Genomic DNA, 18,476 nt, shown 5'->3' with positions numbered 1-18,476 from the left:
CCGGCGATTTCGCCGATGCGGCGCGCGTAGACCGGCCCGACACTCCTGACAACCCCACCCGTTTCAGGAGGCATCATGCAGCGCTTCGGGCGTCGCATCGCCGCGGCCGCCACGGCCGTGGTCACTTCTCTCCTTCTGGCACTCTCCTTCGCCGCGGTCCCCGCTCACGCGGCGACCCACAACCCCATCGTCTTCGTGCACGGCCTCAGCAGCGACGCGAGCAGCTGGGACGACTGGATCGCCGACTTCAAGGCGGACGGTTACACCACGTCCGAGCTGGACGCCTGGTCGTACAGCTGGTCGCAGTCGAACGTGACCACCGCCCAGCAGCTGGCCACCGAGGTCCAGCGGGTACTGAGGGCGACCGGCGCCTCGAAGGTCGACCTGGTCACCCACTCGATGGGCGCGCTGAGCGCCCGCTATTACCTGAAGAACCTCGGCGGCACGGCGTACGTGGACGACTTCGTCTCGGCCGCCGGCGTCAACCACGGGACGACCACGGCCTCTTGGTGCTCCTGGCTGTACACCTCGTGCGCGGAGATGTACACCGGCAGCTCCTTCCTCACGGCTCTCAACTCAGGTGACGAGACGCCGGGCGGCGTCACCTACGCCAGTTACTGGTCCAACTGCGACGACGCCCTCACCCCGGACACCACGGCGATCCTCAGCGGTGCGACCAATGTCGAGGTCGGGTGCGTCTCGCACACCGACATGAACAACGACCACGGCGTCTACGGGCAGGTGCGCGACTTCGTGCGGTGAGCGTCCGCAGGGGGTGCGACAGGGTCCCGCGGGGGACAATTGCGGTGAGGTCAGTCCTGTCCTGCGAGGGAGGCTGCCATGGCGCTGCGGTCCACCGGTTCCGGCAAGGTGTCCCGGGACCCCGTCCACCATCCACTGTTCGCCCGGTGCTACGCCCGGGTCAGTGTCACCGCCGAGAGCAGGTGGGGCATGGCCGGGGTGCGGGAGCGGCTGCTCGCCGGACTTTCCGGGCGGGTGATCGAGATCGGCGCGGGCAACGGCCTGAACTTCTCGCACTATCCCGGCGCGGTCTCCGAGGTCGTGGCGATCGAACCGGAGCGCCGGCTGCGGCGGTTGGCGGTGGAGGCGGCCCTGCGCTCCGAGGTGCCGGTCGACGTGGTGCCCGGGGCCGCGGAGGCGCTGCCCGTCAAGAGCGAGGCCTTCGACGCCGTGGTGATCTCGCTGGTGCTGTGCAGTGTGCGCGATGTGCCGCGGGCGCTCGGCGAGGTGCGGCGGGTGCTGCGGCCCGGCGGGGTCGTGCGGTTCTTCGAGCACGGCAGGGGCGGTGGCCCGGCGATGCGCCTCACCCAGCGCGCCCTGGACCGCACGGTGTGGCCCCCGCTGAGCGGCGGCTGCCATCTGGCCCGCGACCCGGTCGCGGCGCTGCGCGACGCCGGATTCGAACTCGGCCCCTACCGAAGGGTGTCGATGCCGGAGAAAGGGCCGACGATGCCCACGTCCTTCTGTGTGCTGGGCACCGCCTGGCGGCCGCCGTCGGCGCAGCGCTGATCAGAGGGTCCACCTCTGCAGCTCGCGCGCGATGTCGTGCACCGAGGCGTCGCCCTTCTTGGCCACCTTGGCGAGGTCCCGGACGAGTTCGGGCGAGGTGACGACCCTGAGCCCGCTCGCGACGAGATAGGCGTACCCGACCGCGCAGGCGAAGAGGGCGTTGGTGCGCTCCAACGCCGGGACGTGGATGAGGAGTTGCAGCAGCGCGGCGGCGCGCAGATGCGGGCTGTCGTAGACGGGGATGTCGAAGATCTCCGCCTGATGCCGTGCCACGGCGGCCACCAGGGCGCCCCAGTCGGTGATCTGGGGATCGCCCGGGATCTTCTGCTCCGCGAGCATCAGGAGCCAGGCGAGATCGATGTGCAGATCGCTCAACGAGTCTCGTGTTCCTTGCTTTCCTTGCCGAACTCCTCCGCGAACACGGATTCGTACTGCTTCATGAAGTCGGCCGCGGCCTCCACGAAGGCCTGGCCCGCCTCGCCGGTGTCCTTCATGACCAGTTCCTCGATGTAGCGGTTGACGCTCACGCCGCGGGCGAGGGCACGTTCACGGGCGGCGCGGGCGGTGCCCTCGTCCACCCGCACGTTCAACTGAGTCTTCGCCATACCTCGAAGCTAGCGCCGAAGTGCTAGCAACGGCAAGGGGGGCCCTGGACCGGGTGGAGTGTGCCCCCTACACCGATACCGGAAGCCCGACCTGCGATGGAGCCCGCCTCGACCCCACGGAGGATACCGGTATGGGATGGATCACATTACCCTCAGCCGGATGGGGACCACCCGGTCCGCGAGCCATTCAAGAGCGCCGTCCACGAGCGAGGAGAGAGCCTTGTCCACAGCTGCTGCGGAGCACGCCCCGGCCGACGCGATCGCGGCCCGCGCCCGCGGTCTGACCAAGGCGTACGGCTCGGGCGAGACAGCCGTGCTCGCCCTGGACTCGGTGGACGTGGACATCGCGCGCGGCCGCTTCACCGCGGTCATGGGGCCCTCGGGCTCCGGAAAGTCCACGCTGATGCACTGCCTGGCGGGGCTCGACAACGTCTCGGCCGGTCAGGTCTGGCTCGGCGACACCGAGATCACCGGACTCAAGGAGCGCGACCTGACCCGGCTGCGCCGGGACCGGATCGGGTTCATGTTCCAGTCGTTCAACCTGATCCCCACGCTGAACGCGGCCGAGAACATCACCCTGCCCATGGACATCGCCGGCAAGAAGCCCGACGAGAAGTGGCTGGACCAGGTCATCGACACCCTGGGCCTCAGGGACCGCCTCAAGCACCGGCCCTCGCAGCTCTCGGGCGGTCAGCAGCAGCGCGTCGCGTGCGCCCGCGCGCTCGCCTCCCGGCCCGAGCTGATCTTCGCGGACGAGCCGACCGGCAACCTCGACTCACGGGCGGGCCTCGAGGTCCTCGGGTTCCTGCGCGAGGCCGTCGACCAGCTCGGGCAGACCGTCGTCATGGTCACCCACGACCCGGGCGCCGCCGCCCACTCCGACCTGGTGCTCTTCCTCGGGGACGGGCGGATCGTGGACAGCATGGAGCGGCCCACCGCGGAGGCCGTGCTGGAACGCATGAAACGCTTCGACGTGCTCCGCGGTCAGTTCGACGCCGCTCCCGACGAGGGATGACCCCGTGCTGAAGGCGACGCTCCGCAGCTTCCTCGCCCACAAGGGACGGCTGCTGCTCTCCGCGCTGGCCGTGATCCTGTCCGTGGCGTTCGTCTCGGGCAGCCTGATCTTCTCGGACACCCTGAGCCGCACCTTCGACCGGCTCTTCGCCTCGACCGCTCCCGACCTCACGATCAGCCCGAAGCAGGACCTGAGCGAGGCCATCCCGTCCGGCACGACGGCCACCCTGCCGGCCGCGCTCGCGGACCGGGTCGCCCGGGTCGACGGGGTCGGCGCCGCGCGCTTCGACGCCGAGGACGACGGGATCACCGTCGCCGACTCCGAGAACGAGTCGGTGGGCTCGACCACCGGCGCCCCCACCATCGGCACCGACTGGAACCCGACCTCGCGCAGCCCGGTGAAGCTCACCTCGGGTCACGCGCCGCACGGCCCGGCCGAGGCCCTGCTCGACTCGGAGACCGCCGACCGCAAGGACCTGCGCATCGGTGACCCGCTCACCGTGATCGCGGGGCCCGGCTCGTTCAAGGTGCGGATCGTCGGCATCGTCACGTTCACCACCACCAACCCCGGTGCCACACTGCTGTTCCTCGACCCGCCGACCGCGCAGGCGAAGCTGCTCGGCTCCTCGAAGGCCGCCACCAGCATCTCGGTCGACGCCGCCGAGGGCGTCAGCAACGACCGGCTCAAACAGCGCGTCGCCGCCGCACTCGGCACGGGCACCTACGAGTACCGGACCGCCGACGAGCAGGCGAAGTCGGACGTCGACCAACTGGGCGGGTTCCTGGACGTCATCAAGTACGTCATGCTCGGCTTCGCGGGCATCGCCGTCCTGGTGGGCATCTTCCTGATCGTCAACACCTTCTCCATGCTGATCGCCCAACGCACCCGTGAGCTGGGCCTTCTGCGTGCGCTCGGCGCCGACCGGCGTCAGGTCCGCCGCTCGGTGCTCACCGAGGCCACCCTGCTCGGCCTGGTCGGCTCCACCGTCGGACTCGGCACCGGCATCGGCCTCGCCGTCGGGCTCATCGCGCTCATGAACGCCTTCGGCATGAACATCCGGACCGGCGAGATGGTCATCGGCTGGGGCACTCCCGTGGCGGCGTACGTCGTCGGCGTGGGCGTCACCTTCGTCGCGGCCTATCTCCCGGCCCGGCGCGCGGCGGGCGTCTCCCCCATGGCGGCCCTCTCGGACGCCGAGATCGCCGGGATCGGACGGCCGCTCCGGGTCCGCGCGATCGTGGGCGGCCTGGTGGGCGCGGCGGGCGCGGCGGCCCTACTCGGCTGCGTGCTGTCGTCGAGGACGGCCTCCGCGGCCTCTTTCCTCGGCCTCGGTGTCGTCCTGACGCTCCTCGCGACCGTCATCGCGGGCCCGCTGCTGGTACGGCCGGTGATCCGGGTCCTGGGCGGGGCCTTCCCGGCCCTCTTCGGCCCGGTCGGACGGATGAGCCAGCGCAACGCCCTGCGCAATCCCCGCCGCACCGGCGCCACCGCGGCCGCCCTGATGGTCGGCCTCGCCCTCGTCGGCGGGATGTCCGTGGCCAGCGCCTCCATGTCCAAGTCCTTCGACGACCAGATCGACAAGACCCTGGGCGCGGACTTCGTCGTCCAGAACGGCAACTTCCTGCCGTTCCCGCAGGAGGTCACCGACGCGGTGCGCGACACCGAGGGCGCCGGGCTCGTCGTACGGTCGAGGTTCGCGCCCGTCGCCGTACGGCTGCCGGACGGCAAGCGGGTCGAGACCACAGCCGCCGGGTACGACCCGCAGCTCGACGAGGTCGCCCACATCACCTACGCGCAGGGCGACACCGCGGCCGCGCTCGCCGCCGGGCACCTGGGCATGGACCTGGACTTCGCGCGCGACCACGACGTGAAGGTCGGCAGCGAGGTGCCCGTCGAGTTCCAGGGCGGACGCCGGGCCGAACTGACCGTGGGCGCCCTCACCGACCAGGACTCGGCGGAGGGGTTCGGGACGCAGGGCGGCATCTACTTCGGTCTGGCCACGCTGGAGCGGTTCGCGCGGGGCGGCCAGGACTCCGCGCTGTACGTGAACGCCGCCTCCGGCACCGGCGCCGACCGGTTGCGGACCGGTCTGGAGAAGACCCTCGACCCGTATCCGCAGGTCCAGGTGCGCGACCTCGCCGACTACAAGGACCTGGTCCACGACCAGATCGCCGTCCTGCTCTACCTCGTGTACGCGCTGCTCGGGCTCGCGATCGTCATCGCGGTGCTCGGCGTCGTCAACACCCTCGCCCTGTCCGTCGTGGAGCGCACCCGGGAGATCGGGCTGCTGCGCGCCATCGGGCTCGCCCGGCGTCAACTGCGGCGGATGATCCGGCTGGAGTCGGTGGTCATCGCGGTGTTCGGCGCGGTCCTGGGGCTCGCGCTCGGGCTGGTGTGGGGTGTGTGCACCCAGCAGGTGCTCGCGCTTCAGGGCATGAACGCGCTGGCGATCCCCTGGGGCACGATCGTCGCGGTCGTCGTCGGCTCGGCGGTGGTGGGCATCGTGGCGGCGCTGCTGCCGGCGTTGCGTGCATCGCGCATGAACGTACTGGCGGCGATCGCGCACGAATGATGGAATCGCGGGGCAGACAACTCAAGTCGCTTACCGCTGAGGAGAGTTCATGCCCCGTCCCGATCAGCCCCGCACCGATCAGCTCCACCCGTTTCGCTTCGCCGTCAACCTGACCGCCGCCGCCACCGACGACGACTGGCGCGCCAAGTGCCGACAGGCCGAGGAACTCGGTTACGACGTGATCCTGGTCCCCGACCATCTCGGCAAGGTCGCGCCGTTCCCTGCGCTGGTCGCGGCGGCGGAGGTCACCGAGCGGCCACGGCTCGGCACGTTCGTCCTCAACGCGGGGTTCTGGAACCCCGCCCTGCTCGCCCGTGAGGTGGCCACGGTGGACGCCCTGACCGGCGGCCGCCTCGAACTCGGTCTGGGCACCGGCTACGTGCGGTCCGAGCACGACCAGGCGGGGCTGCCCTTCGGCTCGCCGGGTGAGCGGGTGGACCATCTGCGGCACACGGTCGAGGAGTTGGAGCGGCTGCTGTCCTCGGCCGACCATGTGCCGCAGCCGGTGCAGCGGCCCCGGGTGCCCCTGCTGATCGGCGGCATAGGCAACCGGATGCTGGAACTGTCCGCCGAGCACGCCGACATCGCGGCCTTCACCGGGGCGACCCTCGTGCCGGGCAACACGACCGGCAAGCTGACCCCGACCACCGCCGGGCAACTCGACGAGCGCGTCGCGCGTTATGTGCACCTGGCCGAGGGGCGCAAGGAGCCGGCCGAACTGAACCTGCTCATCCAGATGGTGGTCGTCACCGACGACCGCGAGGCGGCAGCCACGCCGTTCCTGCACCGGTTCCCGGACCTGACCCTCCAGCAGGCCCTGGACCTGCCCATCATGCTGATCGGCACGGTCGAGGAGATCGTCGCGCAGGTCTTGGCACAGCGCGAAAGGTACGGCTTCACCTATCTGACCGTGCTGGAGGCGTCCATGGAGGCGTTCGCGCCGGTGATGGCTCAGCTGCGCGGCCGGTAGGCGTCCGAATACTGGAACTCCGGGTGCCGGGCCGTGGGGCGTGATGGGATCACCGTATGACCGACCTGCGGATACGGGCCGCGACGCCCGACGACCTCGACACGGTGCTGGCCTTCTGGAGGCAGGCTGCCGAGGGGACGAGCATCAGCGACGACCGGGACGGCGTGGAGCGGCTGGTCACGCGGGACCCCGAGGCGCTGATCCTCGCCGAGCTCGACGGCGAACTCGTCGGCACGGTGATCGCGGGCTTCGACGGCTGGCGGTGCCATCTGTACCGGCTCGCGGTGCACCCGGAGCGCCGGCGGCGCGGCATCGGGGCGGCGCTGCTCACCGCCGCGGAGGAGCGGTTCGTACGGCTCGGCGGGCGGCGCGGGGACGCGATGGTGCTGGTGCGCAACGAGACGGCACAGCACGCTTGGCGCGCGGCGGGGTATGCGCCCGAGGAAAAGTGGCGGCGCTGGGTGAAGCCCCTCGCCGGCTAGGACGGGCGATCCTGGGGACCCTGTCCGATCATGGGACGGAGGTGACCCGATGACCGAAGTGCTCCTCCTGCTGGTGGCGATCCTGCTCTCGCTGGCCTGCGGTGGCTTCGTGGCTGCGGAGTTCTCGCTCACCACGGTCGAGCGCGGCCAGCTGGAGCGGGCGGCGGAACGCGGCGAGCGGGGCGCGTCCGGTGCCCTGAAGGCCGTACGGAATCTGACGTTCCAGTTGTCCGGGGCGCAGCTCGGGATCACCGTGACCAACCTGGTCGTCGGCATGCTCGCCGAACCGTCGATCGCGGCGCTGATCGCGGGGCCCCTGGAGTCGCTCGGCGTCTCGCCGTCCACGTCCCGGTCGCTGGCGCTGGTGCTGGGAACGGCGCTGTCGACGGTGTTCCTGATGGTGGTCGGCGAGCTGGTGCCCAAGAACTGGGCGATCTCCTCGCCGCTGGCCATGGCCAAACGGGTGGGCACCGCGCAGAGCTGGTTCAGCGCGGCCTTCCGCCCCTTCATCACCCACCTCAACAACACGGCCAACCGGGTGGTGCGCCGCTTCGGCCTGGAACCCGCCGAGGAGCTGGCGTCCGCGCGCGGCCCGCAGGAGCTGGCCGCGCTGGCCCGGCACTCCGCCCGGGCGGGCGCGCTGGAGGCGGACACCGCCGAGCTGTTCGTACGCACGCTCAACCTCGCCGACCTGACCGCGGAGAACGTGATGACCCCGCGGGTGCAGGTGATCGCCCTGGACGTCCAGGCGACCTGCGAGGACGTGGCGAACGCGACACGTGCGACCGGGCTGTCCCGGTTCCCCGTCTACCGCGGCAGCCTCGACTCGGTCGTCGGCATCGCGCACATCAAGGACGTCCTGGCGGTACCGGCCGAACGCCGGCCCCGCGCCTCGGTCGCCGAGCTGCTGCGTGAGCCGCTGCTGGTGCCCGAGTCGCTCACCGTCGACCGGCTTCTGGACCGGCTCTCCGGCAAGCGCACGATGGCGGTCGTCATCGACGAGTACGGCGGTACGGCGGGCGTGGCCACGCTGGAGGACATCGTCGAGGAGGTCGTCGGCGAGGTCCGCGACGAGCACGACCCGCACGAGACGCCCGACCTGGACCCCGCGGGCACCGACGAGGAGGGCAGGGAGCTCTTCCGGGCCGACGGCTCGGCCCGCGTGGACCAGCTCGCGCGCGTGGGACTGCGGGCACCCGAGGGACCGTACGAGACGCTGGCCGGACTGCTGGCGACGGAACTGGGCCGGATCCCGGCCGTCGGCGACTCGGTGGAGGTCACCGGCTGGCGGCTCGACGTGACGGACGCGCAGGGGCGCAGGGCCGCACGAGTACTGCTGCATGCGCCTCTGGCCGGGAACGGGGAGGTGGCCGGGTCGTGACCGCCGTTCAGTGGGCGCGGGAGGAGACGCGAGCGGTGACCGCGGGAGCGGACGGTGTCCGCCGCTCGATCTCCCCACACGACAACCCAGGCCAAGATCGCCGCCCGACCACCCACTGGGGAAGGACCGAGCGATGACCGCTGTCCAGTTGCTGATCGGTCTGGCGACGCTCGTCGTGAACGCCTTCTTCGTGGGGGCCGAGTTCGCGTTGATCTCGGTGCGGCGCAGCCAGATCGAGCCGTATGCCGACCAGGGCGACCGGCGTGCCAAGAGCGTGCTGTGGGGGCTGGAGCACGTCTCCGCGCTGATGGCGGCCGCGCAGCTCGGGATCACGCTGTGCACGCTGGTCCTGGGCGTGGTCGCGGAGCCCGCGATCGCGCATCTGCTGGAGCCGGCGTTCCACGCGGTGGGCGTACCGAAGAGCGCGGGGCACGCGGTGTCCTTCGTGATCGCGCTGACCCTGGCGACCTATCTGCACATGCTGTTCGGCGAGATGGTCCCCAAGAACGTCACGCTCGCCGAGCCGGTGCGCAGCGCGCTGCTCCTCGGGCCACCGCTGGTCACGCTGGCGCGCGGGCTGCGCCCGGTGATCTTCGCGGTCAACGCGTTCGCGAACGCCCTGCTGAAGCTGCTGCGCGTGGAGACCAAGAACGAGGTCACGGCCAGCTTCTCGGACGCCGAGCTGGCGCGGATCGTGCGGGACTCCGGCGAGGCGGGACTGATCGACGAGCGCGCGCGGGAGCGGCTGCACGACGCGCTGGAGCTGGGCCGGCGGCCGGTGCGGGACGTGGTGCTGCCCCTGGAAAGCGTCGTCTACGCGAGCGTGGGCGTCACTCCGGAGCAGCTGGAGGCGCTGTCGAACGAGTCCGGGTTCTCCCGGTTCCCGGTGGTGGACGAGGGGCGCCGGATCGTCGGCTACCTGCACGTCAAGGACGCGCTGGACGCCTCACCGCGGGATCTGCCGTTCCCGGTGCGAGACATGCGGCCGATCGCACGGATCCGGGAGAGCACACCGCTGGACGACGTGATGACGGCGATGCGGCGCAGCCGGACACATCTGGCGGCCGTGCTCGGCGCGGACGGACGGCTGGCCGGGCTGGTGACGATGGAGGACGTGCTGCGGGAGTTGTTCGGGCGGCAGGTGTGACGACCCGAACCCACCGACCGGCAAGTATGTGATCGCGTTACCATTTCTCCCGCCATGCAGACGAATCCCACTTACTCCAGCCTGGTCGCGGTCGGCGACTCCTTCACCGAGGGCATGTCGGACCTGCTTCCGGACGGCTCCTACCGCGGCTGGGCCGACCTCCTCGCCGGCCGGATGGCCGCCGTGACCCCCGGCTTCCGGTACGCCAACCTCGCGGTGCGCGGCAAGCTGATCCAGCAGATCGTCGACGAGCAGGTCGACGTGGCCGCTGCGATGCAGGCGGACGTGATCACGCTGGTGGGCGGGCTCAACGACACCCTGCGGCCCAAGTGCGACATGGTCCGGGTGCGCGACCTGCTGACGGAGGCCGTGGAGCGGCTGGCCCCGTCCTGCAAGCAACTGGTGCTGATGCGCAGCCCCGGCCGCCAGGGCCCGGTCCTGGAGCGTTTCCGGCCGCGCATGGAGGAGCTGTTCACGGTCGTCGACGAGCTCGCCGCCCGGCACGGCGCGGTGGTCGTCGACCTGTACGGCGCCCGCTCGCTCTCCGACCCGCGCCTGTGGGACGTGGACCGACTGCACCTGACGGCCGAGGGCCACCGCCGCGTCGCCGAGGCCGTGTGGCAGACCCTCGGCTACGACCCGGAGGACACGGAGTGGCGTACGCCGATCCCGGCGACGGTCCCGCCGAAGTGGGTCGCGCGGCGCATCGCGGACGCCCGCTTCGCCCGGCAGCACCTCCTGCCGTGGATCGGACGGCGCCTGACGGGCCGCTCCTCGGGCGACGGCCTGCCGCCGAAGCGGCCCGACCTCCTGCCCTACGAGCACTGAGGACGTCGTGCACACGCGCGTGGTCAACGTCAGGGGCCGTATCCACGAGTACGGCCCCCGCCTCGAACACGCGCCCGCCGACCTCGTCTACGTGGGCCGCCGCTGGACCATGGGCGGCTGGGACCTGCCGAAGCACCCGCTGTACAACCCCTTCGCCCACGACACCCCCTCGCGCCGCCGGGACGGCACGCGAGCCGAGGTCATGGCGAAGTACCGGGCGTATCTGCGGCAGCGGCCGGAGCTGCTCGCTCTGCTGCCCGGCCTTCGCGGCAGGGCCCTGGCCTGCTGGTGCGCGCCCGAGCCGTGCCATGCCGAGGTGCTGGCGGAGCTCGCGGAAGCGCTCTCGTAGGTTCCGACGAACGGGACCCTGACGCTGGCCTGCAGGAATCGCCAGTAGAATCCGTACACGTGACTTCCGCTCCCGCCAAGCCCCGCATCCCCAACGTCCTCGCCGGACGCTACGCCTCCGCCGAGCTCGCCACGCTCTGGTCGCCCGAGCAGAAGGTGAGGCTCGAGCGTCAGCTCTGGCTCGCCGTGCTGCGGGCCCAGAAGGACCTCGGGATCGAGGTGCCGGAGGCGGCCCTCGCCGACTACGAGCGGGTCCTCGACACCGTCGACCTGGCCTCCATCGCCGAGCGCGAGAAGGTCACGCGGCACGACGTGAAGGCGCGGATCGAGGAGTTCAACGACCTCGCCGGGCACGAGCACGTCCACAAGGGCATGACCTCCCGGGACCTCACGGAGAACGTCGAGCAGCTCCAGATCCGGCTCTCCCTGGAACTGATCCGCGACCGCAGCGTGGCCGTCCTGGCCCGCCTCGGCAAGCTGGCCGCCGAGTACGGCGAGCTGGTCATGGCCGGCCGCTCCCACAACGTGGCCGCGCAGGCCACCACTCTCGGCAAGCGTTTCGCGACCGCGGCGGACGAGCTGCTCGTGGCGTACGGCCGGGTCGAGGAGCTCCTCGCCCGCTATCCGCTGCGCGGCATCAAGGGCCCCGTCGGAACCGCGCAGGACATGCTGGACCTGCTGGGCGGGGACGCGTCGAAGCTGGCCGAGCTGGAGCAGCGGATCGCCGGTCACCTGGGCTTCTCGCAGGCGTTCACATCGGTCGGCCAGGTCTACCCGCGCTCTCTGGACTACGAGGTCGTCACCGCGCTGGTGCAGCTGGCTGCGGCACCCTCCTCGATGGCGAAGACGATCCGGCTGATGGCCGGGCACGAGCTGGTGACCGAGGGCTTCAAGCCGGGTCAGGTCGGCTCCTCCGCGATGCCGCACAAGATGAACACGCGGTCCTGCGAGCGCGTCAACGGCCTGATGGTCATCCTGCGCGGCTACGCCTCGATGACCGGTGAGCTGGCGGGCGACCAGTGGAACGAGGGCGACGTGTCGTGCTCGGTGGTGCGCCGGGTCGCGCTGCCGGACGCGTTCTTCGCGCTCGACGGCCTCCTGGAGACCTTCCTCACCGTCCTGGACGAGTTCGGCGCCTTCCCGGCCGTCGTCGCCCGTGAACTGGACCGCTACCTGCCCTTCCTCGCCACGACCAAGGTGCTGATGGGCGCGGTGCGCGCGGGTGTCGGCCGGGAGGTCGCACACGAGGCGATCAAGGAGAACGCCGTCGCCTCCGCCCTCGCGATGCGCGAGCAGGGCGCCGAGCGCAACGAACTCCTCGACAAGCTGGCGGCCGACGCGCGCATCCCGCTCGACCGCGACGGGCTCGACGCGCTGATGGCCGACAAGCTGTCCTTCACGGGCGCCGCCGCCGACCAGGTCGCCGTCGTGGTCGGCCGGATCGAGGAGATCGTCAAGCAGCACCCGGCGGCCGCGGGCTACGCGCCCGGGGCGATCCTCTGACACTCCTCACGCGATGACGCGCTTCACCCCCGAGGAGCTGGAGGCCGCCCGCGACCGTCTGGTACCGGACGTGGTCGCGGACGGTCTCCATGTGCTGTTCTGCGGCATCAACCCCGGTCGGATGACGGCCGCGACGGGCCATCACTTCGCCCGGCCGGGCAACCGGTTCTGGCCGGTGCTGCATCTGTCCGGCTTCACCCCGAGGCTGCTGAAGCCGTCGGAGCAGCAGGAGTTGCTGTCGTACGGGCTCGGCATCACCAATGTCGTGGCCCGGGCGACCGCGCGGGCGGACGAGTTGAGCGCCGAGGAGTACCGCGCGGGCGGGCGGCTGCTGGCGGAGAAGGTGGCGCGGCTCGGGCCCCGCTGGCTGGCCGTGGTGGGGGTCACCGCCTATCGCGCGGCCTTCGACGACAAGAAGGCGAAGGTCGGGCCGCAGGAGCGGACGATCGGGAACTCGCGCGTATGGGTGCTGCCCAACCCGAGCGGCCTCAACGCGCACTGGACGGCGGCGACGATGGCGGAGGAGTTCGCCCGGCTGCGGGTGGCGGCGGAGGACGTCTAACGGGTCAGCAGGACGGTCAGCGGGTCACACCGGGTCGATGTCCGAGGCCACGGCGAGGACGTGGACCTCGTCGGTCTCGTCCCGGTAGCCCACGCCGAGGGCGATCCAGCGGTCCGAGCCCGGGGGCTGCCAGAGGTCGAGGTCGTCCGTCACGATGCTCGTCGTGTTCCAGGGCTCGGGTATCTCCTCGCCCCGTTCGCAGCGCAGCTTGAGCGTGCCCATCCCCCAGAGCGGCTGCTTCCTGCCCCAGCGGTCGTCCAACTGCCGCGCTATGGAGCTCTTCAGGGCGTAGAAGTCGGCCACGGCCGCCATGCGCAGCGTCGCGTCACCGGTCCGCGTCCCGTGGCTCACCTCTAACGACTCGATGCGGTAGCCGGGCCCCGACCGGTACGCGTCCGACTCGCCGTCCGCCGCGGTCAGGTCGCGGGCGCACAGCGAGTCGATCGCGGCGAGGTACTTCGCACTGTCCATGTGATCCAGTAAACCGGCCGCCACTGACATTTGGCGGGGCGTCAGGCGACGTGGGGGGGGTCAGGCGTCCCGGTGGCGCACACTCCACGCCCCCGCCGCCAGGGCAGCGGCCGCCCAGGCCGCGGTCACGGTGAGTCCCGTCCACGGTCCAAGAGGTCCGTCGTGCGACTCGTACAGGACGATCTGTCCCGCCCGGTCCGGCAGGAAGTCGGTGGCCCCACCCGCCACATCGCCGATCACGAACGAGACGACCAGGATGAACGGGATCAGGAGCGAGAGCGCTGCCACTCCACTGCGCAGCACCGCCGCGAGACCGGCCGCCAGCAGCGCCATCAAGGTGAGGTAGATCCCGCAGCCGACGACACCGCGTACTTGTTCACCGGCGCTCAGGCCGTTCGCCGCATCGCCGAGTCCGGCACGTGCCACGACGAGGGCGGTGAGGGCGGTCACCAGGCCGACCACGAGAGCGGGTACGGCGATGGCCGTCGCCTTCGCCGCGAACCACCGCCCCCGCCGCGGCACCGCGGCCAGCGACAGCCGGAGCCCACCCCCGTGGAACTCCGAGGACACCGCCATGGCACCGAAGGAGATGGCCGCGATCTGGCCCGGCGTCACTCCGGACAGGGCCATGAACAGGGGGTCGAACTCGGGATCGGAGGTGTCGGAGACTCCGGCGATCGCGGAGAACGCGGTGGTCGCGGCGAACAGGGCGAACAGCGCGCCGGGGAGCGAGCGCAGCGTACGGATCTTCAGCCACTCGGAGCGGAGGACCGGGGCGAAGGAGCCGGCGGTTGATGCGGGTGACATGTCAGGCCTCCTGCGGCTGTGCGGTGAACTCGGTTTCGGCGGCGGTGAGGTCGAGATAGGCCTGCTCCAAGGTGCCTTCCTCCGCGGCGAGTTCGAGGAGGGGGACGCCCGCGGCGGACACGATGGCGCCGATCTCGTCCACGCGTGCGTGCTGCACCGTCCAGTGCCCGTCCTCGTGCTCCACGCCGTCATGGCCGTGCCGGGCGAGGGCGCTCTTGAGTGCGGTGGGGTCGGTCGTGCGGATGCGCACGCTGGGCTGCGCGCGTGCGTGGATGAACTCCCGCATGGGGGTGTCGGCGAGGAGGCGCCCCCGGCCCAGGACGACGAGGTGGTCGGCGAAGGTCGCGGTCTCGTTCATGAGGTGGCTGGAGACCAGCACCGTGCGGCCCTCCGAGGCCAGCCGGCGCAGCAACTCACGGATCCAGATGATGCCTTCGGGATCAAGGCCGTTCGAGGGCTCGTCGAGCATGACCACGCCCGGGTCGCCGAGGAGGGCCGCCGCGATACCGAGCCGCTGCCTCATGCCCAGGGAGTACGTCCTCACCCGGCGCCGGGCGACCGAGCCCAGCCCCGTGCGCTCCAGCACCTCGTCGACCCGGCGGTCGGGTATGCGGTTGCTCGCCGCCAGGGTGCGCAGGTGGTCGCGGCCGGTGCGGGAGGCGTGCGCGGCCTGGGCGTCGAGCAGGGCGCCCACATGGCGCAGCGGTTCGTCGAGGGTGACGTAGGCGCGGCCGCCGATCGTGGCCGTCCCGGAGGTCGGGCGGTCGAGGCCGAGGACGAGTCGCATGGTGGTGGACTTTCCGGCGCCGTTGGGCCCGAGGAAGCCGGTGACACGGCCGGGGAGGACACGGAAGGTGACGTCGTCCACGGCTCGTCGGGTGCCGAACTCCTTGGTGAGGGCTTGGACTTCGATGCTGGTCATGGCAGCAGCCTGACCGGTGCCGCGGGTGCGGGGCCTCCCCCGCGCGTGGAGATCGTCTCCCCCGTGCGGGGGAGGTTCGTTGTCGGTGGCGGCTGGCACGATGGCCGCATGGTCCGCTTGCTGCGCCCGTTCGGCCGGGCGGTGACGTACACACGATGGCTGCATCTGTTCATCGCCGTCGTGTGGCCGGCCATGTGGATGTTCGTCGAGGAGGCGTGGTGGACCTGGCTGGTGGCGGCCGTGACGCTCGCGCCCGCCGGGCTGGTGCCCGCGATGCGCACCGTGGAGGGGCTGCAGGCGAGGCTGCTGCTGACAGGACACCGGCACAACAGCCAGAGCCTGGACATCGTCGTCGCGCCGTCGGCGTCCTGGAGCGACCGGTGGCGGCTCGTCGTGTGGCTGGAGGTACGGCTGCTGCTCGGCTACGCGACGGTGATGCTCAGCGTGCACCTGCTCATCGGCTCGGTGGACCTGGTGGCGTCGGCCTTCGGCCATGACGTCGACGAGGGGGTGCTGCTCCTCCTCGACGGCCACCGGTGGTGGCACGTCCTGCTCGCCCCCCTGCCGCTGGTCGCGCTGGCGGCGACCGTGGTCGGCTCGGGCCGGGTGATCACCGCGCTCGCGCTCCGGCTGCTCGGCCCCTCCCCCGCCGATCGCTTGGCCGCCATGGAGGAACGCACCGAACAGCTCCTCGAGCGCACCCGCATCGCGCGGGAGCTGCACGACTCCATCGGGCACGCCCTGACCGTCGCCGTCGTCCAGGCGGGCGCCGCCCGGGCGGCCGGCGATCCGGCCTTCACCGACCGTGCCCTGGACGCCATCGAGGAGACCGGCCGGGCCGCGCTGGAGGACCTGGAGCGCGTCCTCGGCATCCTGCGCGAGTCCGAGCGGCCGGTGAGCAGCCGCCCGACCCTGACGGACGCCGGCCGGCTCCTGGAGTCCGCGCGCGCGTCCGGCGCGAAGGTGGACGCCGAACTGACCGGCCCGGTGGACACCGTGCCCGGGCCGGTCTCCCGCGAGGGCTACCGGATCCTCCAGGAGTCGCTGACCAATGTGCTGCGGCACGCGGGGGCCGTCCCGGTCCGGGTGCGTATCGAGGTCACGGGCGAGGCCCTCGCCCTGGAGGTCCGCAATCCGCTGACGGCCGACGTAGCCGGCCCCGGGCGGGGCAGCGGGCTGCGCGGCATACGGGAGCGGGCGGCCCTGCTCGGCGGACACGCGCACACCGGGCCCGATCGGGGTGACTGGCAGGTGCATGCCGAGCTGCCGCTCCGCTGATCTACGCTGACCGTATGCCGGTCACCGTTCTCCTCGTCGACGACGAACCCCTCGTACGCGCCGGTCTGCGGGCGGTGCTGGAGGCGCAGCCCGACATCGAGGTCGTCGGCGAGGCGGCCGACGGGGCGGCGGTGATCCCTCTGGTGCGGCAGCTGCGGCCCGACGTGGTCGCCATGGACGTACGGATGCCTCTGCTGGACGGCATCGAGGCCACGCGCGCGGTGCTGCGGACGGTCGAGGACCCGCCGAAGATCGTCGTGGTGACGACGTTCGAGAACGACGAGTACGTGTACGAGGCGCTGCGGGCCGGTGCCGACGGGTTCCTGCTGAAGCGGGCGCGGCCGGCCGAGATCGTGCACGCGGTGCGGCTGGTCGCCGAGGGCGAGTCCCTGCTGTTCCCCGCGTCGGTACGGCGGCTGGCCGCCCAGTACGGCGACGAGGGCGGCAACCGGGCGGCCCGGGCCGCGATGGAGCGGGCCCAGCTGACCGAGCGGGAGGCCGAGGTGCTGCGGCTGATGGCGCGCGGGCTGTCCAACGCGGAGATCGCCTCGCGGCTGGTCGTCGGCACCGAGACCGTGAAGTCGCACGTCAGCGCCGTCCTGGCGAAGCTGGGGGCGCGCGATCGGACACAGGCTGTGATAGCGGCGTACGAATCGGGGTTCGTGGCACCGGGCTGAACAAAACCGCGCGACCGGCCACGACAGCGCGGCGGACAAAAGACGACCCGGCGCGGCCCGACCCGGCGGTGCGACCGGTACGATCCGCGCAACACGCGCACGAGCTGGGAGGACGGACGTTGGGGCGACTGACCGGCGGGGATCCCTCGCTCCTGCGAAGGATCAATTCCGCGGTGGTGCTGCACGCGCTGCGTGCCACGGACTGCGCGACGCTGACCGAGATCACCCGGGTGACGGGCCTGTCCCGGCCGACCGTCGAGGGGGTCGTCGAGGGGCTCATCGAGGGCGGCCTGGTGGTCGAGAAGGCGGCGGACGAGAGCGTCGCCCGGCGGCAGGGGCGGCCCGCGCGGCGGTTCCGGTTCCGGGCCGAGGCCGGGCATCTGCTGGGCCTCGACATCGGGCCGCACCGGGTCGCCGCGCTCCTGTCCGACCTCGACGGCCGGGTGCTCGGCGCGGTGGCCAAGGACGTCGACGAGACGGCCTCGGCCGACGAACGCCTGGAGCGGCTGCGCACGGCGGTCGCCGAACTGCTGCGCCGGGCCGGGGTCGCGCGCGACTCCCTGTGGGCCGTGGGAGTCGCCTCGCCCGGCATCGTGGAGGCGGACGGCACCATACGGCTGTGCGCGGCGCTGCCCGAGTGGACGGGGCTGCGGCTCGGCGAGCGGCTCAGCCGTTCCTTCAAGTGCCCGGTGCTGGTCGAGAACGACGCCAACGCGGCCGCCGTCGCCGAGCACTGGAAGGGCTCCGCCACCGAGTCCGACGACGTGGTGTTCGTGCTGGCCGGGCTGAGCCCGGGGGCGGGTTCGCTGATCGGCGGGCGGCTGCACCGGGGGTACGGCGGAGCGGCCGGGGAGATCGGCGCGCTGCATCTGCTGGGCCGCGAGGTCACCCCGGAGACGCTGCTGTCCACCACGGACCAGCCCTTGCACCCGCTCGACGAGCAGGCCGTCGCCGCGGTCTTCGCGCAGGCCCGTGAGGGCGACCAGCGGGCCCGGGCGGCCGTGGACCGCTTCATCCAGCGGCTCGTGCACGACGTGGCGGCTCTCGTCCTGGCCCTCGACCCGGAACTCGTCGTGGTCGGCGGCTGGGCGGCCGGCCTGGACGGCGTACTGGAGCCGCTGCGGCGCGAGTTGGCCCGTTACTGTCTGCGGCCGCCGAAGGTCGCCCTGTCACTCCTCGGCGAGGCGGCCGTGGCGACGGGTGCGCTGCGACTGGCTCTCGACCATGTGGAGGAGCAGCTGTTCGCGGTGGAGAGCACGGTGACCGCCCGGCGGTGAGCGGTCCGATGGCGTACGGCGGCGCCCCGGACGCAGGTCCGGGGTCCACGGCGATCGTCCCCTGATGGTCGGTCACGATCTGGCGGGCGATGGACAGTCCC

Annotated in this window: 20 protein-coding genes; 15 read left to right on the top strand and 5 right to left on the bottom strand. The window is 71.7% G+C overall.

All coding sequences use genetic code 11. From position 1 onward, the window contains the following. Nucleotides 1–75 precede the first annotated feature (75 nt). On the top strand, nt 76–762 hold the full coding sequence (locus ABZT02_RS38570) for a triacylglycerol lipase (protein ID WP_356026393.1): 687 nt from the start codon (nt 76–78) through the stop codon (nt 760–762). Between the two features lie 78 nt (nt 763–840). Next, a complete protein-coding gene (locus ABZT02_RS38565; protein ID WP_356026391.1) occupies nt 841–1,530 on the top strand; it encodes a class I SAM-dependent methyltransferase in 690 nt (229 codons plus the stop codon). Here ABZT02_RS38565 and ABZT02_RS38560 read toward each other — a convergent pair whose 3' ends face one another. Then, nucleotides 1,531–1,905 carry a fic family toxin-antitoxin system, toxin component gene (locus ABZT02_RS38560; RefSeq protein ID WP_356026389.1) on the bottom strand — a complete coding sequence of 125 codons (375 nt, stop codon included), beginning with the start codon at nt 1,903–1,905 and terminating at the stop codon, nt 1,531–1,533. Then, nucleotides 1,902–2,135: an antitoxin gene (locus tag ABZT02_RS38555; RefSeq protein ID WP_356026386.1), complete on the bottom strand. Its 234-nt coding sequence runs from the start codon at nt 2,133–2,135 to the stop codon at nt 1,902–1,904. Before ABZT02_RS38555 ends, ABZT02_RS38560 begins: the two co-directional genes overlap by 4 nt. Nucleotides 2,136–2,355: 220 nt before the next feature. On the opposite strand from ABZT02_RS38555, the gene ABZT02_RS38550 reads away from it, so the two are divergent. The 10 genes from ABZT02_RS38550 (at nt 2,356) to mug (ending at nt 12,943) form a co-directional block, all read left to right on the top strand. Beyond that, nucleotides 2,356–3,150: an ABC transporter ATP-binding protein gene (locus ABZT02_RS38550; protein ID WP_356026384.1), complete on the top strand. Its 795-nt coding sequence runs from the start codon at nt 2,356–2,358 to the stop codon at nt 3,148–3,150. A gap of 4 nt (nt 3,151–3,154) precedes the next feature. Beyond that, nucleotides 3,155–5,722, top strand: a complete 2,568-nt coding sequence (locus ABZT02_RS38545; RefSeq protein ID WP_356026382.1) for an ABC transporter permease — start codon at nt 3,155–3,157, stop codon at nt 5,720–5,722. A gap of 49 nt (nt 5,723–5,771) precedes the next feature. Then, a complete protein-coding gene (locus tag ABZT02_RS38540; RefSeq protein ID WP_356026380.1) occupies nt 5,772–6,692 on the top strand; it encodes an LLM class F420-dependent oxidoreductase in 921 nt (306 codons plus the stop codon). Between the two features lie 56 nt (nt 6,693–6,748). Beyond that, a complete protein-coding gene (locus ABZT02_RS38535) occupies nt 6,749–7,174 on the top strand; it encodes a GNAT family N-acetyltransferase (protein ID WP_356026378.1) in 426 nt (141 codons plus the stop codon). 49 nt (nt 7,175–7,223) lie between these two features. Beyond that, the gene (locus ABZT02_RS38530; protein WP_356026376.1) at nt 7,224–8,555 is read left to right on the top strand and encodes a hemolysin family protein; all 1,332 of its coding nucleotides are present in this window, start codon (nt 7,224–7,226) and stop codon (nt 8,553–8,555) included. Nucleotides 8,556–8,688: 133 nt separating this feature from the next. Beyond that, nucleotides 8,689–9,702 (top strand): hemolysin family protein, encoded by a 1,014-nt coding sequence (locus ABZT02_RS38525; protein WP_356026373.1) that lies wholly within the window; start codon nt 8,689–8,691, stop codon nt 9,700–9,702. 54 nt (nt 9,703–9,756) lie between these two features. Then, nucleotides 9,757–10,530, top strand: a complete 774-nt coding sequence (locus ABZT02_RS38520; RefSeq protein WP_356026370.1) for an SGNH/GDSL hydrolase family protein — start codon at nt 9,757–9,759, stop codon at nt 10,528–10,530. A 7-nt stretch (nt 10,531–10,537) separates the two neighbouring features. After that, entirely contained in the window at nt 10,538–10,879 is a 342-nt protein-coding gene (locus tag ABZT02_RS38515; RefSeq protein WP_356026368.1) for a DUF4326 domain-containing protein, read from the top strand. A gap of 59 nt (nt 10,880–10,938) precedes the next feature. Continuing rightward, nucleotides 10,939–12,381, top strand: coding sequence for an adenylosuccinate lyase (gene purB, locus ABZT02_RS38510; RefSeq protein WP_356026366.1), 1,443 nt, complete (start codon nt 10,939–10,941; stop codon nt 12,379–12,381). A 13-nt stretch (nt 12,382–12,394) separates the two neighbouring features. Continuing rightward, nucleotides 12,395–12,943: a G/U mismatch-specific DNA glycosylase gene (mug, locus tag ABZT02_RS38505; protein ID WP_356026363.1), complete on the top strand. Its 549-nt coding sequence runs from the start codon at nt 12,395–12,397 to the stop codon at nt 12,941–12,943. 24 nt (nt 12,944–12,967) lie between these two features. Here mug and ABZT02_RS38500 read toward each other — a convergent pair whose 3' ends face one another. Genes ABZT02_RS38500 through ABZT02_RS38490 form a run of 3 tightly spaced genes read right to left on the bottom strand, consistent with a single transcriptional unit; the run spans nt 12,968 to nt 15,143 of the window. After that, on the bottom strand, nt 12,968–13,414 hold the full coding sequence (locus tag ABZT02_RS38500) for a hypothetical protein (RefSeq protein ID WP_356026360.1): 447 nt from the start codon (nt 13,412–13,414) through the stop codon (nt 12,968–12,970). Between the two features lie 60 nt (nt 13,415–13,474). Continuing rightward, on the bottom strand, nt 13,475–14,221 hold the full coding sequence (locus ABZT02_RS38495) for an ABC transporter permease (protein ID WP_356026358.1): 747 nt from the start codon (nt 14,219–14,221) through the stop codon (nt 13,475–13,477). Between the two features lies 1 nt (nt 14,222). Next, entirely contained in the window at nt 14,223–15,143 is a 921-nt protein-coding gene (locus ABZT02_RS38490) for an ABC transporter ATP-binding protein (protein ID WP_356026355.1), read from the bottom strand. 108 nt (nt 15,144–15,251) lie between these two features. On the opposite strand from ABZT02_RS38490, the gene ABZT02_RS38485 reads away from it, so the two are divergent. The 3 genes from ABZT02_RS38485 to ABZT02_RS38475 all read left to right on the top strand — a co-directional run bounded on the left by ABZT02_RS38485 (nt 15,252) and on the right by ABZT02_RS38475 (nt 18,375). After that, nucleotides 15,252–16,421 carry a histidine kinase gene (locus tag ABZT02_RS38485; RefSeq protein WP_356026352.1) on the top strand — a complete coding sequence of 390 codons (1,170 nt, stop codon included), beginning with the start codon at nt 15,252–15,254 and terminating at the stop codon, nt 16,419–16,421. A gap of 14 nt (nt 16,422–16,435) precedes the next feature. Continuing rightward, on the top strand, nt 16,436–17,098 hold the full coding sequence (locus tag ABZT02_RS38480) for a response regulator transcription factor (protein WP_356026349.1): 663 nt from the start codon (nt 16,436–16,438) through the stop codon (nt 17,096–17,098). A gap of 119 nt (nt 17,099–17,217) precedes the next feature. Continuing rightward, nucleotides 17,218–18,375 (top strand): ROK family transcriptional regulator, encoded by a 1,158-nt coding sequence (locus ABZT02_RS38475; RefSeq protein WP_356026347.1) that lies wholly within the window; start codon nt 17,218–17,220, stop codon nt 18,373–18,375. Nucleotides 18,376–18,476 lie beyond the last annotated feature (101 nt).

This window comes from Streptomyces sp. NPDC005402 (genome assembly GCF_040606575.1).
In the GTDB taxonomy this organism is placed as follows: Bacteria; Actinomycetota; Actinomycetes; order Streptomycetales; family Streptomycetaceae; genus Streptomyces.
This window is presented reverse-complemented; position numbering and strand designations above follow the sequence as displayed.

Bases quoted from the DNA above. Each gene is read 5' to 3' on its own strand.
- ABZT02_RS38540 (WP_356026380.1), top strand. From the start codon at position 5,772: ATGCCCCGTCCCGATCAGCCCCGCACCGATCAGCTCCACCCGTTTCGC.
- ABZT02_RS38495 (WP_356026358.1), bottom strand. From the start codon at position 14,221: ATGTCACCCGCATCAACCGCCGGCTCCTTCGCCCCGGTCCTCCGCTCC.
- ABZT02_RS38520 (WP_356026370.1), top strand. From the start codon at position 9,757: ATGCAGACGAATCCCACTTACTCCAGCCTGGTCGCGGTCGGCGACTCC.
- ABZT02_RS38490 (WP_356026355.1), bottom strand. From the start codon at position 15,143: ATGACCAGCATCGAAGTCCAAGCCCTCACCAAGGAGTTCGGCACCCGA.
- ABZT02_RS38565 (WP_356026391.1), top strand. From the start codon at position 841: ATGGCGCTGCGGTCCACCGGTTCCGGCAAGGTGTCCCGGGACCCCGTC.
- ABZT02_RS38570 (WP_356026393.1), top strand. From the start codon at position 76: ATGCAGCGCTTCGGGCGTCGCATCGCCGCGGCCGCCACGGCCGTGGTC.
- ABZT02_RS38530 (WP_356026376.1), top strand. From the start codon at position 7,224: ATGACCGAAGTGCTCCTCCTGCTGGTGGCGATCCTGCTCTCGCTGGCC.
- ABZT02_RS38480 (WP_356026349.1), top strand. From the start codon at position 16,436: ATGCCGGTCACCGTTCTCCTCGTCGACGACGAACCCCTCGTACGCGCC.
- ABZT02_RS38535 (WP_356026378.1), top strand. From the start codon at position 6,749: ATGACCGACCTGCGGATACGGGCCGCGACGCCCGACGACCTCGACACG.
- ABZT02_RS38525 (WP_356026373.1), top strand. From the start codon at position 8,689: ATGACCGCTGTCCAGTTGCTGATCGGTCTGGCGACGCTCGTCGTGAAC.
- ABZT02_RS38485 (WP_356026352.1), top strand. From the start codon at position 15,252: ATGGTCCGCTTGCTGCGCCCGTTCGGCCGGGCGGTGACGTACACACGA.
- ABZT02_RS38500 (WP_356026360.1), bottom strand. From the start codon at position 13,414: ATGGACAGTGCGAAGTACCTCGCCGCGATCGACTCGCTGTGCGCCCGC.
- ABZT02_RS38555 (WP_356026386.1), bottom strand. From the start codon at position 2,135: ATGGCGAAGACTCAGTTGAACGTGCGGGTGGACGAGGGCACCGCCCGC.
- mug (WP_356026363.1), top strand. From the start codon at position 12,395: ATGACGCGCTTCACCCCCGAGGAGCTGGAGGCCGCCCGCGACCGTCTG.